Source organism: Litchfieldia stipae, from assembly GCF_014837155.1.
Taxonomy (GTDB): Bacteria; Bacillota; Bacilli; order Bacillales; family Bacillaceae_L; genus Litchfieldia.
Map to the genome: position 1 here is coordinate 1 of NZ_JACYHA010000014.1, position 15,501 is coordinate 15,501.

The 15,501-nt window shown below is 35.9% G+C and carries 18 protein-coding genes and 1 riboswitch; of the genes, 2 read left to right on the forward strand and 16 right to left on the reverse strand.

Features of this window, described 5'->3' with window-relative positions; translation table 11 throughout:
- Positions 1-111 precede the first annotated feature (111 nt).
- The 8 genes from F7888_RS15315 to F7888_RS15350 all read right to left on the reverse strand — a co-directional run bounded on the left by F7888_RS15315 (position 112) and on the right by F7888_RS15350 (position 5,967).
- The gene (locus F7888_RS15315; RefSeq protein WP_191780923.1) at positions 112-645 is read right to left on the reverse strand and encodes a spore maturation protein; all 534 of its coding nucleotides are present in this window, start codon (positions 643-645) and stop codon (positions 112-114) included.
- Positions 645-1,241: a nucleoside recognition domain-containing protein gene (locus F7888_RS15320; RefSeq protein WP_191780925.1), complete on the reverse strand. Its 597-nt coding sequence runs from the start codon at positions 1,239-1,241 to the stop codon at positions 645-647. The genes F7888_RS15315 and F7888_RS15320 overlap by 1 nt, the downstream gene beginning before the upstream one ends.
- Positions 1,234-2,391, reverse strand: coding sequence for a D-alanyl-D-alanine carboxypeptidase family protein (locus tag F7888_RS15325; protein ID WP_191780927.1), 1,158 nt, complete (start codon positions 2,389-2,391; stop codon positions 1,234-1,236). The genes F7888_RS15320 and F7888_RS15325 overlap by 8 nt, the downstream gene beginning before the upstream one ends.
- Before the next feature lie 147 nt (positions 2,392-2,538).
- Positions 2,539-3,447: a superoxide dismutase gene (locus tag F7888_RS15330; protein ID WP_191780929.1), complete on the reverse strand. Its 909-nt coding sequence runs from the start codon at positions 3,445-3,447 to the stop codon at positions 2,539-2,541.
- A gap of 129 nt (positions 3,448-3,576) precedes the next feature.
- Positions 3,577-4,065 carry a YpuI family protein gene (locus tag F7888_RS15335; protein ID WP_191780931.1) on the reverse strand — a complete coding sequence of 163 codons (489 nt, stop codon included), beginning with the start codon at positions 4,063-4,065 and terminating at the stop codon, positions 3,577-3,579.
- 47 nt (positions 4,066-4,112) lie between these two features.
- Positions 4,113-4,523 (reverse strand): hypothetical protein, encoded by a 411-nt coding sequence (locus F7888_RS15340; RefSeq protein WP_191780933.1) that lies wholly within the window; start codon positions 4,521-4,523, stop codon positions 4,113-4,115.
- A 101-nt stretch (positions 4,524-4,624) separates the two neighbouring features.
- A complete protein-coding gene (gene scpB / locus F7888_RS15345) occupies positions 4,625-5,215 on the reverse strand; it encodes an SMC-Scp complex subunit ScpB (protein ID WP_191780935.1) in 591 nt (196 codons plus the stop codon).
- Positions 5,216-5,220: 5 nt separating this feature from the next.
- Positions 5,221-5,967: a segregation/condensation protein A gene (locus F7888_RS15350; protein WP_191780937.1), complete on the reverse strand. Its 747-nt coding sequence runs from the start codon at positions 5,965-5,967 to the stop codon at positions 5,221-5,223.
- A 219-nt stretch (positions 5,968-6,186) separates the two neighbouring features.
- On the opposite strand from F7888_RS15350, the gene F7888_RS15355 reads away from it, so the two are divergent.
- Positions 6,187-6,717, forward strand: a complete 531-nt coding sequence (locus tag F7888_RS15355) for a DUF309 domain-containing protein (RefSeq protein ID WP_191780939.1) — start codon at positions 6,187-6,189, stop codon at positions 6,715-6,717.
- On the opposite strand, the gene F7888_RS15360 is transcribed toward F7888_RS15355, so the two are convergent.
- The 5 genes from F7888_RS15360 to F7888_RS15380 all read right to left on the reverse strand — a co-directional run bounded on the left by F7888_RS15360 (position 6,714) and on the right by F7888_RS15380 (position 10,843).
- The gene (locus tag F7888_RS15360; RefSeq protein WP_191780941.1) at positions 6,714-7,079 is read right to left on the reverse strand and encodes a GNAT family N-acetyltransferase; all 366 of its coding nucleotides are present in this window, start codon (positions 7,077-7,079) and stop codon (positions 6,714-6,716) included. The genes F7888_RS15355 and F7888_RS15360 overlap by 4 nt on opposite strands.
- A 239-nt stretch (positions 7,080-7,318) precedes the next feature.
- Complete coding sequence (gene ribH, locus F7888_RS15365) at positions 7,319-7,786, reverse strand: 6,7-dimethyl-8-ribityllumazine synthase (RefSeq protein ID WP_191780943.1); 468 nt, start codon at positions 7,784-7,786, stop codon at positions 7,319-7,321.
- A gap of 97 nt (positions 7,787-7,883) precedes the next feature.
- Entirely contained in the window at positions 7,884-9,077 is a 1,194-nt protein-coding gene (locus tag F7888_RS15370) for a bifunctional 3,4-dihydroxy-2-butanone-4-phosphate synthase/GTP cyclohydrolase II (RefSeq protein ID WP_191781125.1), read from the reverse strand.
- A gap of 26 nt (positions 9,078-9,103) precedes the next feature.
- Positions 9,104-9,751, reverse strand: coding sequence for a riboflavin synthase (gene ribE / locus F7888_RS15375; protein WP_191780945.1), 648 nt, complete (start codon positions 9,749-9,751; stop codon positions 9,104-9,106).
- Between the two features lie 263 nt (positions 9,752-10,014).
- A riboswitch (FMN riboswitch) is annotated at positions 10,015-10,152 on the reverse strand.
- Positions 10,153-10,408: 256 nt separating this feature from the next.
- The gene (locus tag F7888_RS15380; RefSeq protein WP_191780947.1) at positions 10,409-10,843 is read right to left on the reverse strand and encodes a peptidylprolyl isomerase; all 435 of its coding nucleotides are present in this window, start codon (positions 10,841-10,843) and stop codon (positions 10,409-10,411) included.
- Between the two features lie 240 nt (positions 10,844-11,083).
- On the opposite strand from F7888_RS15380, the gene F7888_RS15385 reads away from it, so the two are divergent.
- Positions 11,084-11,950 carry a DUF1002 domain-containing protein gene (locus tag F7888_RS15385; protein ID WP_191780949.1) on the forward strand — a complete coding sequence of 289 codons (867 nt, stop codon included), beginning with the start codon at positions 11,084-11,086 and terminating at the stop codon, positions 11,948-11,950.
- Between the two features lie 34 nt (positions 11,951-11,984).
- On the opposite strand, the gene lysA is transcribed toward F7888_RS15385, so the two are convergent.
- The 3 genes from lysA to spoVAEA form a co-directional block, all read right to left on the reverse strand.
- The gene (lysA, locus tag F7888_RS15390) at positions 11,985-13,304 is read right to left on the reverse strand and encodes a diaminopimelate decarboxylase (protein ID WP_191780951.1); all 1,320 of its coding nucleotides are present in this window, start codon (positions 13,302-13,304) and stop codon (positions 11,985-11,987) included.
- 151 nt (positions 13,305-13,455) lie between these two features.
- Positions 13,456-14,934: a spore germination protein gene (locus F7888_RS15395; protein ID WP_191780953.1), complete on the reverse strand. Its 1,479-nt coding sequence runs from the start codon at positions 14,932-14,934 to the stop codon at positions 13,456-13,458.
- Positions 14,924-15,499, reverse strand: a complete 576-nt coding sequence (gene spoVAEA / locus F7888_RS15400; protein WP_191780955.1) for a stage V sporulation protein SpoVABEA — start codon at positions 15,497-15,499, stop codon at positions 14,924-14,926. Before spoVAEA ends, F7888_RS15395 begins: the two co-directional genes overlap by 11 nt.
- Between the last annotated feature and the right edge of the window lie 2 nt (positions 15,500-15,501).

Consider the following 15,501-nt stretch of genomic DNA (forward strand, 5'->3'; position numbering starts at 1 on the left):
CATTAACTAAGGTAATAGTAGAATTTAAACGACAAAATAGAGAAAGGTGAATTTGAGCGTACTCAAATTCACCTTTCTCTTTATTTGAAGCTAGTTATGTCCCAGCCTCTTCTAGTAGCCAAATAATAATACAACGATCACAATAGATGCGATGATTCCAATTAAATCTGCTAATAAGCCAACCTTTAATGCATCTCCCATTTTTTTAATTCCAACTGCTCCAAAATAGACGGTTAAAACATAAAAAGTTGTATCAGTACTTCCTTGCATCGTTGAAGCCAATCTTCCTATAAATGAATCTGGGCCATAGGTAGAAATAAGATCTGTTGTCATCCCAAGTGCGGCTGTTCCAGAAATAGGTCGAATTAAAGCTAGTGGAGCTACCTCAGCCGGAAATCCAATAAACTGTAAGGCTGGCCTTAGTATATCAATAAAGAAATCCATTGCCCCAGATGCCCGAAAGATCGATATTGATACGAGCATTCCAACCAAATATGGAATGATTGAAAAGGCAATATTGATGCCCTCTTTTCCTCCCTCAACGAAAGATTCATATGTAGGGACTTTTTTCATAGTTCCATATAATAAAATAAATCCAATAATAACGGGGATGATATAGAGTGATATTAGACTAACAATTTCCACTACTTCTTAGCCCCCTTTTTCATTCTTCGATGATAAAAATATCGATCTATTAATACTGCAGCAATGGTTGAAGCAATTGTAGCCAGAAGTGTTGATCCAACAATTTCTGTTGGGTTAGCTGAATCATATGTCATCCGTATTGCTATGACTGTCGTTGGAATAAGTGTTAAGCTGGATGTATTTATTGCAAGAAACGTTATCATAGAACGACTTGCTTCAGTTGACCCTCCATTTAACTCTCTTAATTGCTCCATTGCTTTAATTCCCATTGGTGTTGCTGCATTTCCTAACCCAAAGAGGTTGGCGATCATATTAGATAGGATGTAGCCCATCGCAGGATGATTCACAGGAACTTCAGGAAAAAGTAACCGTACGATTGGCTTAAACAGTTTTGCTAACTTTTCTAATAAACCAGCATCTTGTGCAATTCTCATTAACCCTAGCCAAAATACTAATATACTAATCAATCCAATACAGATTGTTACTGCTTCTTTTGCACCTTTAAAGAGCGCTTCATTTACTTGATCAATCGTTCCATTAATCATGGCAAACACAATTCCAATAACCGCCATCATTACCCATATAATATTAACCATCTTTTTTCACACCCATTGTTATGAAGAAGATTTTCTTAAAAATCCCCCACCAATTTTCATTACCCTTCTCATTATTTGCATGATCAAAATAGATCGGAAGCTTACTTATTTTAGAGTCACCTTGTTTTACTAGTAAGGTACCAACAACATTGGGTACATCTTCAGGTTTATTCCATTCATTTTCCTTCGGATTTAATAGTTTAATATCGATTTCAATCCTCTGTTTTTCCTGTTCTGTCATTGGATACATTAAATCTCTATTTATATATAGTTTATTTTGATAATAGGAATCCTTTATCTTTTTTAACTTCCCTTTTTCTATTATCTTTACAAGTTGGTATTCTTTAAAAGCTGAGTTAAAAAGGTTCATATGATCATTCCAATCATCCCCTGCATTTATGGTCACTGCAATTAAGTCTAAACCATCCTTTGATGCAGTTGAAACAAGCGTGCGCTTCGCTCTTTTGGTATATCCTGTTTTCCCTCCTGTACTATAACGGTAAAGGCCCGTTAATAATTTATTTTTATTCTTCCAAACCCGATCCCATTTCTCATTTGGATTAGGAGCTCGATGCACCTTTGTCCCAAAAATGATCTTAAATTCATCATTGTTCATTGCATATTTTGTTAAAACTGCCATGTCATAGGCTGTAGAGTAATGATTTTCATGATCATCAAGTCCGTGCGGATTCGCAAATTCTGTATTGTTCATCCCTATCTCAGCAGCCTTTTGATTCATTAACACAACAAAGCCCTCTAAGCTTCCTCCGACATGCTCGGCGATTGCAACTGCGGCATCATTCCCCGAGCGCAGCATTAATCCATATACTAAATCTTCTAATTTAATTTTTTCATGCTCTTGTAAATATAGTGATGACCCTTCTGTCCCATAAGCACGGCTTGAGACTGTCACCATTTCATCCATCTTCCCTGATTCAACAGCCAAAATAGCTGTCATTATTTTGGTAATACTAGCTATCCTCCTTTTTGTATGTGCATCCTTTTCATATAAGATTCGTCCAGTCTGTTGTTCTATTAAAACTGCACTATGTGCACTCACAGATCCAAATGCAGCTGTTTTTTGAGGAATATAAGAAATTAGGATCATGATGGTAATAAGTAGTAGTGTTAATTTCCTTCCATAGGTCATTTAATCCCCGTCCCTTTTGCTGTTTTGTACAAGTTTATGCAGGACAATCCCTTATATGTATGAAAAATGGAAAAGCACTATTAGTAAAAAAAGCTACCGTCCCATAGAAGCAGATTAATCCTCCTAGAACAGCAGCTTTAGATTATATTAAAATGGTTTCCAACGAAGTTTGGATGCTTCTTTAAAGCGGTTTTCAACTTCATTCCAATCCACAACATTCCACCAATTCTTCACATAAGACTCTTTTTCATTTTTATATTGTAAGTAGTATGCATGCTCCCATACATCTAATACGAGTAATGGGATTGTGTCCCATTGAGTTAAAAGTTGATGTCTTTCTGATTGAAGAATTTCTAATTTATGTGCTCGTGGAGACCAAACTAGAATAGCCCAACCTACCCCTTCAACTTTATTGGCCGCTTCTGTAAAATGCTTCTTAAATGCGTCAAAGCTTCCAAAATCTTGAGTGATTTTGTTAAGTAATCTTCCAGTAGGAATCTTCTTCCCTCTAGGACTCATAACATTCCAGAAGATGGTATGAAGGTAATGTCCCGAGCCATGAAAGGCAGCTTCACGCTCCCAATGCTTTAATAAATCATAATCTCCTGTTTGCCGTGCTTTTTCCATCATTTTTTCTGCTTTATTTAATCCATCCACATAACTTTGATGATGCTTCTTGTGATGCAATTCCATGATTTCTCTAGAAATATAAGGTTCTAGTGCATTGTAACTGTATGGAAGTGGTGGTAGCTTATGCTCTCCAATTGCTATCCCATTGTATGGATCAAGTCTATCTTCTGTTTGCCCAGGATTTTGTTCAAGAATTGCTGAGCTTCCTTGATAGAGTGTATCGACTTTTTCTTTTATCCTAACGACATCTTCTTGCTTGATTACATCGTCCAAATTCCTTAAAGAATCTAATAGATTCTTAATGTCTTCTTTATATTTCGTTACTTCAAGTTCATCAGTTCTAATTTCACTTACTAATGTTTCAAGTTGCTCAGCCCATAAAACAACTTCCTGAATGTATTGTTTATATGTCTCTTGGCTAGCCATTTTAACCCCTCCTCTGTGTTATCCGCTTTATTGTATGCAAACTGGATTGTTACGTGACACCACAAAATGAGATTGTAGATTTCAATAAAAAAACTCAATCTCTATTATGAGATTGAGTTGATTTCTACATTATTTAGATTGAAGCATTTTTGTGCGATAGTCTGTTTCATAGAATTCTAATTCTTCACGAATTGATTGAAAATTCCCTTCCAAAGAAGACAATAATTTCTCAATAGAAGGTGGAGGAGTTTGTCTGAAAGTTAATGCATTTTTTCCTGTGTAAGCAGCACGACTGTCCTCATACCATGAATCATTTTTAGGGGCAAAAAATTCATCAATACATTGATGATAAATTTTATATAATGTTTTCTCTGCTGCCCCTTTTCTAAATGGTTCATTTGATAAAACTACCTGACATGCATCAAGTCCTTCTTCACAGTAAACAACAAGACGTCTAATATTACTTAGTAAGCTTTCAAAATAAGCTTTATCTCCATCAACCTCACTCATTACAGAATCAATTGTTGTTTGATTTAAATAATTCGTGATCGATGTTACTGCATTATTTAAAAAGGCTTCAACTTGCTCAGTTTGTGATTTAACAATAAGATTTCCCATGTCGTCTTTCCCTCCACTGGTTGTATGTAAAACGAAATTAAGGTCAATTATTTAACGAGTGTAATTGGATCTTTTACTTCATACGTTTGCTTGTTTTCAAGCGAATGAAAGAGCTCTGTTAAACGTACATAATTAACATCTTTAAAATACGCTAGTAGCTCTTCTATTGTATTAATATATACACGTTTGCGAGAACGGAAGCTTGGATTACTGAGTAAACAAACCAAACCAACGATATCCTTAATAGTCACCTCACGTGACCCAACGGTGAATAATGTTTCACTATCATATGGTATGGCATTGATTAGTAATTCATCAAAATAACGTACATACAACAAGTGAAAGGTTTTTTCCTCGTTTTGATCAAGATAGACGACCTCAGATCTATTAAAGAAATCCTCAGAAGTATTAGATCGAGCTTTCTCAAGCTCATAACCCTTACATTCTATTATTTTCATACTCCACCTCTTTGTCTGTATTGATTGCATCCTGACAGGATTACAAATTTCATACTTAGGCACAGTTTTATTTTAACATATCCTAGGCAAAGATGTAGTGATTAATTCGAATCTTCAATCGATTCTTGAAATCTCTCAAAAAACAAATCAGCTTCCTCTTGAACATATTCATCATCGATTTTTTCAGGTAATGGTGGTAGTTCCTCTATTGTTTTAAGCCCAAAATAGTCTAGAAACTCTTTTGTTGTTCCATATAGAATCGCCCGGCCGGTCCCTTCTACCCTACCAACTTCCTTTATTAGGGCTTTTGCTGCAAGAGTCTGTATTGGCCTTTCTGTTTTCACTCCACGAATGTCCTCAATTTCAGCCCTTGTTATGGGTTGACGATAGGCAACGATTGCTAATGTTTCAAGTGCAGCCTGCGAAAGCACTGTACTACTAGGTGACTCAACAAGCTTCCTAATATAATCGGAGTGTTCTTTTTTCGTTGTTAACTGAAAGGTACCTGCCATTTCAACTAAATGCAATCCACGATTAATCTCATCGTAATCAGCCATTAAATCTCTTATGATGTCTTCGGCTACAAGTTGGTCTACTTCAAGCACTGTCGCGATTTGTTTAAGGTTCAACCCTTCATCACCCGCTACGAAAAGTAAACCCTCAACAATTGCTTTCCATTCTGTCATTTTCACAACAGTCAAATCCTTTCTTTACTTGATACATATATATCCGAAAAGTTTTTGTCTTGTTCTAGAATAATTGAATTATTTTTTAATAATTCTAGAATGGCCAAAAACGTTACAACAATATGTTCCTTTATAGGTACTGGAAAAAGGTCGAAGAAGTGTCTTCGCTTACCATCATTTTTAAGGTCTGCTAGAATCTCTTCCATCCTTCTTTCAATTGGTATTTCTTGTCGTGTAATTTTAGTTGCAAGTGGCTTTTGAAGCTTCTTACGGCGCATTAATTTTTGCAGTGCACCTAGCATATCATAGAGATTGACATCAATATTTTGGGTGGCTTGTTGGCTCTCATCTACCCACTCACCTATGTCACTTGGAGGCTTTGTGAAGAGATGACCTCTTTCTTCCTCTAGTACTTTTAAATCTTCTGCTACATCTTTGTATTTTCGATATTCTATTAATCGATTCATCAATTCTTCTCGAGGATCTTCCTCAAATTCTATTTCTAACTCCTCATCATAGAGTTCTTCCTGTTTTGGGAGAAGCATCTTACTTTTGATTGCGAGGAGAGTTGCAGCCATCACCAAATATTCACTAGCAATATCTAATTTCAATTCTGTCATCGTATGAATATATAGCATATATTGCTCTGTAATATTTGCTACAGGGATATCATAAATATCAATTTCAAGTCGATTAATTAGATGCAACAATAAATCTAGAGGTCCTTCAAAAGAATCTATTTTCACATTATATTCCATTATAATCCCACCAAGTAATAAACAATAACTAACTAATAGATATTAATAGTATAGTGTATATTTATCCCTTGTCCAACAATAAATTTATATGGAAGAAAGGTTGGGAATACTTAACAGATTCATGGTTTTCACATACTTTAAAAAGTGAGTAATTAAACATGAACAAAAAAGGATGATTATGTTAAACTAAGATAAAAATACGGCAAAGGGAGTGGTACTTTGGCTTATCCGCAAGAATACATAAATTACCTTGTTCATTTTCATGGCGATCGAGATTATTTTGAATGTCATGAGGAATTAGAGGAACTTTGGAAACAAGATCCTAAAGAGGAAAGAAAAGATCATCTTGTTGCTTTCATTCAAATAGCTGTTGCTCTCTACCACCAACGCAGAGGTAATTTTAACGGCGCTTACAAAATGATGTCAAATGCCATTACAATAATCGAAAAAAAGAAAGAAGCTGTTACTCATTCCGGCTTACATCCTGCTAAGCTACTAACATTATTAAATGATCGCCTAACTGACATAGAAAATAGTGTATCCTATAAAAGCTTCAATCTGCCAATCAATGATTCAAAGCTTGTTGAAGTATGTAAAAAGAAATGTGAGAGCCTTGGTCTTGAGTGGGGATCCATTCGTCCAGTAGAGGATGTAAATATTATTGATAAGCATAAGCGCCGTGATCGAAGTGATGTGATTGCTGAACGTGAAAAACAGAAGATACTCAAAACTAAAAAAAGGGACGATTAGTCCCCTTTTTCATCTTCACTAAAATCACATCGTTCAAAAAATGCTGCAGTATATTCATTTGGCTTAATTTCTTTATTTGGAAAAGTCTCTCTCAACGCTTTTACCATTTTCTTTCCAATTCCTTGTTGACGGTGTGATGGATTAACGCTAATATGTTGAATTTCTACAGCCTCATCTTGTAATAATTGCGTGCCAATTATCCCAATAATATCTTCTTCTTTCCACAGAAAAAGTAATCGATCTTCTTCTGTTTCATACTCCTTCATTGTAGCTTGAAGTTTCTTCAAGTCTTTTTCTGACGGCATAAAAGAAAGGAGACCCATCGCAATCTTTTCATAATTTTTTTTGTATCGTATTAGCATATATATCCCTCATTAATGAAATAACTTTCTTGAAATTGAAAATAATAGTAATTGAGTTATTATTATACTGTATTTAGAGTACCATTTTCTATTCTTTTTTTCCATAGTTAAAATACTCATTTCCCTAAAAAGAATAACCAGTGGTGCTCTCTACTGTCCAAAGCACCCTGGTTAGTTTCTCAAAAATAATTAAAACACTTTATAGTATGACCCGTTCTCTAACTATTCAAACCGTATTTTTAGAATGAGCGTAATAAATTCGCCATTTCGATGGCAGTGATTGCTGTATCCCAGCCTTTATTTCCAGCTTTTGTTCCAGCTCTTTCAATTGCCTGTTCAATATTTTCAGTTGTTAATACTCCAAACACAACAGGCTTGCCTGTTGCTAAAGAAGTTGTTGCTACTCCTTTAGCTACTTCATTACAAACATAATCATAATGTGTTGTAGCTCCTCTGATGACAGTACCTAATGTAATAACTGCATCAAATTTATCAGACTCCGCCATTTTCTTAGCTACTAGTGGTATTTCAAATGCACCAGGTACCCAAGCAATCCCAATATTCTCTTCTTCCACTCCATGTCTTTTAAGTCCGTCTAACGCACCGTCAAGAAGCTTGCTATTAATAAACTCATTAAAACGAGCTATAACGATTCCTACTCTAAGTCCTGTTCCAATTAAATTACCTTCATATGTTTTAGTATTCATATTAATCCTCCTATAGATCCATTCATTTCATCATTGGTTTGATAACGTTGTTCATTTTACACTGTTATGATTGTATTGCACAATATTTTGCAAGCATTTAAAAGTGAAGCATATGTCCTAATTTTTTATGCTTAGTTTTCAAATAATTTTCATTTTCTTTTTTAGACGGCATTTGTAATGGAATACGATCTACGACTTCTAGTCCATAACCTTTTAACCCTGTTATTTTTCTTGGATTATTAGTAAGAAGCTTCATCTTTTGAATTCCAAGATTCTTTAATATTTGAGCACCAATCCCATAATCACGAAGATCTGGTGCAAATCCAAGCTTCTCATTGGCCTCAACTGTATCATAGCCTTCCTCTTGAAGCTTATATGCACGCATTTTATTTAGTAATCCTATTCCACGACCTTCTTGACGCATATATAATAAAACGCCTGAGCCCTCTTGTTCAATTTGAGCTAATGCTGCATGAAGCTGTGGTCCACAGTCACAGCGGTACGAACCGAACACATCACCAGTTAGACACTCTGAATGAACTCTTACTAGTGTTGTTTCACCAGGAATAATTTCTCCCTTTACTAATGCAACATGCTCTTTTCCATCCACTACATTTGAAAATCCTATCGCTTTGAAATCTCCAAACTCAGTTGGTAAGTTAATTTCAATTTCTTTTTTCACTAGATTTTCTTTTCGATTGCGATATGCAATTAAATCTTTAATTGTAATCATTTTTAGCTCAAATTCATCTGCAATCACTCTTAAATCAGGTACCCGTGCCATCGTACCATCTTCCTTAATTATTTCACAAATAACCCCTACTGGCTCTGATCCACACATGCGCGCTAAGTCAATGGCAGCCTCAGTGTGTCCTGCTCTTCTAAGAACTCCACCCTTTTTCGCAATTAATGGGAATACATGACCTGGTCTTTTGAAATCCGTTGCTTTTGCATTTGGATTTAGTAGCTCTTGTATGGTTGTTGAACGTTCAAAAGTGCTAATCCCTGTTGTTGTTGATTTATGATCAATGCTCACTGTAAAAGCCGTACCATGAGAATCTGTATTATCATTAACCATTGGCATAAATTGCAGTTTTTCTGCTAATTCTTCTGTAATTGGCGTGCAAACAAGTCCACGGCCATGCTTTATCATGAAATTGATTACATCAGGTGTCGCTTTATCAGCTAGAGCAATGAAATCTCCTTCATTTTCTCGATCTTCATCATCACACACAATCACGACTTTCCCTTGCATTAATTCATAAATTGCTTCTTCAATTGGATCAAACATCATACATTCATCCTCTCTGTGACTTCCTATTTAAATCCATTTTCCTCTAAAAAACTAGATGTAATCGATGTTTTCCTTTGGTTATGCGAATTTTTCACAAACTTCTCTACATATTTTCCAAGCATATCGCATTCTATATTCACAATATCCCCAATTCCTTTTTCACCTATAATTGTCTCTGAAACAGTGTGAGGAATTAGTGATATCATAAATGTATCATCAGATATTCCAAATATGGTCAAGCTAGTTCCATCGACAGTTATGGACCCTTTGGGAATCATGTAATCAATCAATTCGGGCTTCACTTTTATACTATAGTACACGGCATTAGAATGTGGTTCTTTCCCAACAATCTTCCCAATACCATCGACATGTCCTGATACAAAATGGCCTCCAAAACGGCCTCCTGCTGACATAGCTCGCTCTAGGTTCACTGAGGAATGTTTTTTTAGTGTTTGAAGTGATGTTGATTTGACTGTTTCTGGCATTACATCAACAGAGAATTCTTCTTTTGAAAATGAGGTAACTGTTAAGCACACGCCATTTACTGCTATACTATCTCCTAATGCGACATCGACTAATATTTTTTCAGCTTTGATTTTCATCACAATGGAGTCCTTTGTTCCTTGTATATCACTAACAGTCCCTATTTCTTCAATGATTCCTGTAAACAACGTTTCTCCTCCTTTCTCATCCGTTAATTTTTATAAAAAATCAATGACTTCAAGTAGGTTGTTCCTTGATCTATAAAACAAAAAAGCTAACCCTATCTCAGTTTCCCCTTATGTAAGGTATATCCATTGCCTACAATGGATGAAGGGAGTCTGAGCTTAAGATTAGCCTCGTAAGTACAGAATATCACAATAAGTTGCGCTTTTTTCAGCACACCAAATAAAAGGTGTATATCCACCATTTTTTTAGCATACTAGCTTTTTGTGATTTCCTTCTCCCATCCAGACTTTACTGTCGGCCTTGGGATCTAACCAAGTCAGCCATATAGAAAATGCTATATGGGTCGCGGGCTACATAATTGATTACCGCCGGTTGGGAATTTCACCCTACCCCGAAGGAAATATATTGATTTTTAAAGTATTATATCATAATACTTTTGACTTTGTCGTATTATCTGTTTTTTAATTCCTTTTTATGTTGCTGAATTGTGAACTTGGGTTCATTTATACGATAAAAAACCAATAGACAAGCCCCCAAATTAGACAAACAGAGAGAAGAACAAAAAACATGATCCAATTTGAAGATTTCACTTTTTGATCACCTCTTTCAACTTAAAAAGCACAACAAGCTTTAGCCTGCTGTGCTAAGGGAGAGATGTCTTATTCTTCCCAGACTTTTACTTCCTTCATTACATCACCTTGTTTAATACGTAATACTGAATCCATACCTTCTGTTACTTGTCCAAACACAGTATGTACTCCGTTAAGATGAGGTTGTGGCTCATGTACGATGAAGAATTGGCTACCACCTGTATCTTTTCCAGCGTGAGCCATAGAAAGAGATCCAGCTACGTGCTTGTGAGGATTCCCTGCAGTTTCACACTTAATTGTATATCCTGGTCCACCAGTACCAGTTCCTGTTGGGCAACCACCTTGAGCAACAAATCCAGGAATAACACGATGGAAGTTTAATCCATCATAAAATCCTTCTTTAGCTAGCTTTTCAAAGTTTGCAACCGTGCCAGGTGCTGCATCATCATATAGATCAATTAGAATTTTTTCTCCGTTTTCGAATTCAATACTCGCTTTTTTCATGTGAAACCTCCAACAATTATATTCGTCAATATCATTGACCGTATTCATTCTACTATAACTCAATTCAATATTCCAATCATGGCATCATTTTTTCGGACTATTTTTCTCTACTTTTACATTTTAACTATATTTGTCTATTAAAAACACGCTATAATATCAACTAGTAGTATTCCAATGATGTTAAATGTGAATAACTAGTAAAAAAGCTGAATAAAACATTGTAAAAGGAGTCGATGTCAATTGAAAAAATCATTCATTATTTCATTTCTGCTTGCTCTAACACTTATTTTTCCATCTATTAGCTTTGCAGATGCAGCACCTGGCGATGTTATTATTACATTAGGGGAAAATTTGAGTGAAGAGGACAAACAAAAGATATTAACAGAAATGGATGCACCAGAGACCGCTGTAATCATAACAGTATCTAATGAAGAAGAGCATCAATATTTAGGTGATTATATTCCAAAAGCAACGATTGGGACAAGAGCCCTATCTTCATCTGCAATTACAATTGGTGAACAAGATTCTGGTCTTGAAGTAACAGTTAATAATATCACTAGGATAACTGAGGAAATGTACACGAACGCATTGATCACTGCTGGTGTCAAAGATGCTACTATCTATATTACTGCACCAATGCCAGTTAGTGGTACAGCAGCTCTTACGGGTATTATCAAAGCCTATGAATTATCTTCTGATGAAGCAATTCCTGAAGATGTAAAGCAGGTTGCGAATGAAGAAATGGTTACAACATCAGAACTCGGAGATACCATTGGAGCTGACAAGGCTGCTGCTTTAATCGCAAAAATCAAAGATGAAGTGGCCAAAAATGCACCAGAGACTGATGCAGATCTAAGAGCTATTATTGAAAATGCTGCAAAGGAACTTGGTATTACACTATCAGATGCTGATATACAAAGATTAATTGATCTATTTAATAAAATGAAAGAACTGAATATCGATTGGAATCAAGTGGGAGAACAATTAAACTTAGCGAAGGAAAAAGTGTTCAATTTTCTAGAATCAGAAGAAGGACAGACCTTTCTTGATAAGTTTAAAGATTTCTTTATTAGCTTGATTGACGCAATCAAAGCAATCTTTAGCTAAAAAAATAAAGTGAAGAGGAATAAACCTCTTCACTTTATTTTTTTACATTGGATTTAAGTGGCATATCTAATCGTACAATATCTTCAAAGCTTTCACGCTTCACAACCAATTGATCCTCACCATTCTCAATAAAAACAACTGGTGGACGAGGAATACGATTATAATTATTCGCCATTGAATACCCATATGCACCAGTACAAAATACCGCTAATACATCTGCTGAATTTGATTTCGGCAGTGGTAAATCCCATATCAACATGTCCCCAGACTCACAGCATTTACCTGCGATTGATACCGTTTCTTCTACTTCATCATACACACGATTGGCAAGGACTGCTTCATATTTAGCTTGATATAATGCAGGTCTAATATTATCGTTCATGCCTCCATCAATCGCCACATAATTGCGGATATTTGGCACTTCTTTTCTTGATCCAACTGAGTACAAGGTTGTCCCTGCATCTCCAACCAAGGAACGACCTGGCTCTATCCAAATTTCTGGTACATCAATATTCATCTCTGCAGATTGCTTCTTTACTTCCCCAATGATTTCTTCAACATAGCGTGATACAGGAATCGGGTCATCTTCTTGGGTATATCGAATCCCAAACCCTCCACCTAGATTTAGAACCTCTGGAATATAGTGATGAGCTTCTTTCCAATCACGTAATTTTCCAAACATTTTCTTTACAGCTAGAATAAATCCAGTAGTCTCAAAGATTTGAGATCCTATATGACAATGAATTCCTAGCAATGAAACACCCGTTAATGAGAGAACAGTTTCAACAGCAGTGTCAGCTTGTCCATTTTCTAACCCGAAGCCAAATTTAGAGTCTTCTTGCCCAGTTAGAATATAATCGTGAGTGTGCGCTTCAATTCCTGGCGTTACTCTTAATAGAATCGGAGTTTTCACTTGATGCTTGTTACTAATTTCATCTAAAAGTGCAAGCTCATAGAAATTATCTACAACAATACAACCTATTTTGTGCTTAATTGCCATTTCAAGTTCTTCGTAGCTTTTGTTATTCCCATGAAAATGAATTCTCTCTACTGGGAATCCCGCCTGTAGTGCTGTATATAATTCTCCACCAGATACAACATCTAGTGACAAGCCTTCTTCTTCAACAAGTTGAATCATTGCTACTGTGGAGAAGGCTTTACTAGCATAAGCAACCTGAGCTTTAATTCCTAAATGGACAAAAGTGTCTCGAAAGCTTTTCGCTCTTTCACGAATCAATGCAGTATCATATACGTATAGAGGAGTCCCATATTTTTTTGTTAATTCAATCGTATCAACCCCACCTATTTCTAAATGTCCTTGATCATTGACACGACTAGTTCCATGTAGATACATTATCCGTTCCCTCTTTTCATCTAAAAAAAAGACAGCTTGGCTCTAAACCAGTAGCTGTTTTTTATCTATATCTTCGACTTCTAAGTTACAGCTATATAGAGATTAAAATACCATAACCTAAACAATCATGCAATGATTCAATCGTTTATTATTATTTATGTTTTTTAAAAGGATTTTGTGGGTGCACAATGCTAGGTCTTAATCTTTGACCTGGAACGGAAGAACGAATGATAATTTCCCATAATGCCTTCCCATTAAATGGGAGGAATGGCCATAGGTATGGGGTATTAAGCGATCTAATGCTTGCTAATAGGAGAAAATAGACTGTAGCTCCGATTACAAAACCAGGCAGTTTAAAAATAGCTACTGCAATTAATAATATCAGTCTGGCCATTTTATTAGCAGCACTTAATTCATAGCTTGGTGTAGCAAAGGTACCAATCGCAGCCACTGCAACATACATAATTACTTCTGGTACAAATAAACCAACATCAATAGCAATTTGACCAATTAACGCAGCCGCAATTAACCCCATTGCCGTTGATAAAGGTGTCGGAGTATGAATAGCAGCCATCCTTAAAAATTCAATCCCCATATCCGCAAGGAATATTTGAACCACCAATGGAATATTCCCTTTTTCACTTGGCCCTATGAAATCTAATGCTTTAGGCAATAAATCTGGTTCTAATACAAACAAAAACCAAAGTGGTAGTAAATAGATCGATGCTATTATTCCTAAAAATCGAACCCATCTTAAAAACGTTCCAACAGATGGTGCTTGCCGGTACTCCTCTGCATGCTGCACATGATGAAACATAGTAGTCGGTGTGATAATGACACTTGGCGACGTGTCAACCGTAATAATTACGTGTCCTTCTAATAAATGATTAGCAGCCACATCTGGACGTTCTGTATACCTTACTAGTGGATATGGATTATACCCTTGTTTAACTAAAAATTCCTCGATGGTTTTATCAGCCATTGTTAGTCCATCGACTTCTATTGCATTCAATTCATCTCTTATTTTTTCAACTAATGCTGGGTTAGCCACATCCTTAACATAGGAAATGCATACATCAGTTTTTGACCTTTCCCCAATCTGGATAATTTCATTTCTTAATCTTTCATCTCTTATCCTTCTTCTCGTAAGGGCAACATTCACAACAATGTTTTCAGTGTAGCCATCTCTTGCGCCCCTAATCACTTTTTCAGTATCAGGTTCTTCTGGATTCCGTCCAGGATAACTTCTTACATCAACTGCTAATCCTGTATCTTCGCTCTCAATTAGAATTATGATTAGCCCAGATAATAATTTATCAACAGCTTCATCAAGATTTTTCACTGTTGAGACCTGCTGGTGAACCATCCGATTTTCAATAATTTCAATCGCTTGATTTGTTAGTTTTTCCTTATCATTTGTATTTACTAGTTCTTTTAATAACTGAATAATAAAGTTTGTATCACATAACCCATTCAAATAATATAAATGAAGTTGTTTTTTTTGGATTTTAATCTTTCTTACTCCAATATCAAAGCTTCCTGTCCCAATTTCAACATGCTCTTTAAAGAATTGCTCGTTTACCTGAATATCTGCAGATATAGGTGTTTTATTTTGAGTGCTATTTATCATAATACCCACTCCTTTCTAAAATCAACTCCACTGCTTTTTTAGTGATCGGAGACCCATTTTGAACATGGTCCTTTCTTGCCATCTTTCCTATATCTCCTATTCCAACAATGATGGGGACCTCTAGCTCGTCCAAGCAATAGACCGTATCGCCATTAATTCGTCCAATGTCAAATTCCTCAACACCACTTTTATCCACTCCAAAATGAGTCAGATTTCCAAATCGATCAATACTAACATCCACTCTTGCCCATTCATCCTGATGTGTTTTTGAAGCAACCGCAATGATTCCTAAGACTTCAATCCTTTTATCAGTAGCCACATACTTTAATGCAAGCTCACCTGCACCCTCTCCAATAAACCCGCTATCATCAAACATAACGAATACTGGATCGTTTGGAGTTTGGAGGATTAATTTCACGATTTCTGGTCCAGATAGAGTTGTTGGATTGCCCTGTGTTTTCGAAATACATCTCCCACCAAATTCTGAAGCAATATATTCTATTGTCTTTAACGCATACTCATCTCCATCTGTAACAAGAATCACCTTTCTGCGGTCTTTTTTCATAC

Excerpts from the sequence above, each read along its gene's own strand:
- lysA (WP_191780951.1), bottom strand. The coding sequence starts at position 13,304 with ATGTATCTACATGGAACTAGTCGTGTCAATGATCAAGGACATTTAGAA.
- F7888_RS15330 (WP_191780929.1), bottom strand. The coding sequence starts at position 3,447 with ATGGCTAGCCAAGAGACATATAAACAATACATTCAGGAAGTTGTTTTA.
- F7888_RS15370 (WP_191781125.1), bottom strand. The coding sequence starts at position 9,077 with ATGTTTGATCCAATTGAAGAAGCAATTTATGAATTAATGCAAGGGAAA.
- ribH (WP_191780943.1), bottom strand. The coding sequence starts at position 7,786 with ATGAATACTAAAACATATGAAGGTAATTTAATTGGAACAGGACTTAGA.
- F7888_RS15350 (WP_191780937.1), bottom strand. The coding sequence starts at position 5,967 with ATGGAATATAATGTGAAAATAGATTCTTTTGAAGGACCTCTAGATTTA.
- F7888_RS15340 (WP_191780933.1), bottom strand. The coding sequence starts at position 4,523 with ATGAAAATAATAGAATGTAAGGGTTATGAGCTTGAGAAAGCTCGATCT.
- F7888_RS15320 (WP_191780925.1), bottom strand. The coding sequence starts at position 1,241 with ATGGTTAATATTATATGGGTAATGATGGCGGTTATTGGAATTGTGTTT.
- F7888_RS15380 (WP_191780947.1), bottom strand. The coding sequence starts at position 10,843 with ATGAAAAAAGCGAGTATTGAATTCGAAAACGGAGAAAAAATTCTAATT.
- F7888_RS15395 (WP_191780953.1), bottom strand. The coding sequence starts at position 14,934 with ATGATAAATAGCACTCAAAATAAAACACCTATATCTGCAGATATTCAG.
- F7888_RS15325 (WP_191780927.1), bottom strand. The coding sequence starts at position 2,391 with ATGACCTATGGAAGGAAATTAACACTACTACTTATTACCATCATGATC.
- F7888_RS15335 (WP_191780931.1), bottom strand. The coding sequence starts at position 4,065 with ATGGGAAATCTTATTGTTAAATCACAAACTGAGCAAGTTGAAGCCTTT.
- spoVAEA (WP_191780955.1), bottom strand. The coding sequence starts at position 15,499 with ATGAAAAAAGACCGCAGAAAGGTGATTCTTGTTACAGATGGAGATGAG.
- F7888_RS15360 (WP_191780941.1), bottom strand. The coding sequence starts at position 7,079 with ATGCTAATACGATACAAAAAAAATTATGAAAAGATTGCGATGGGTCTC.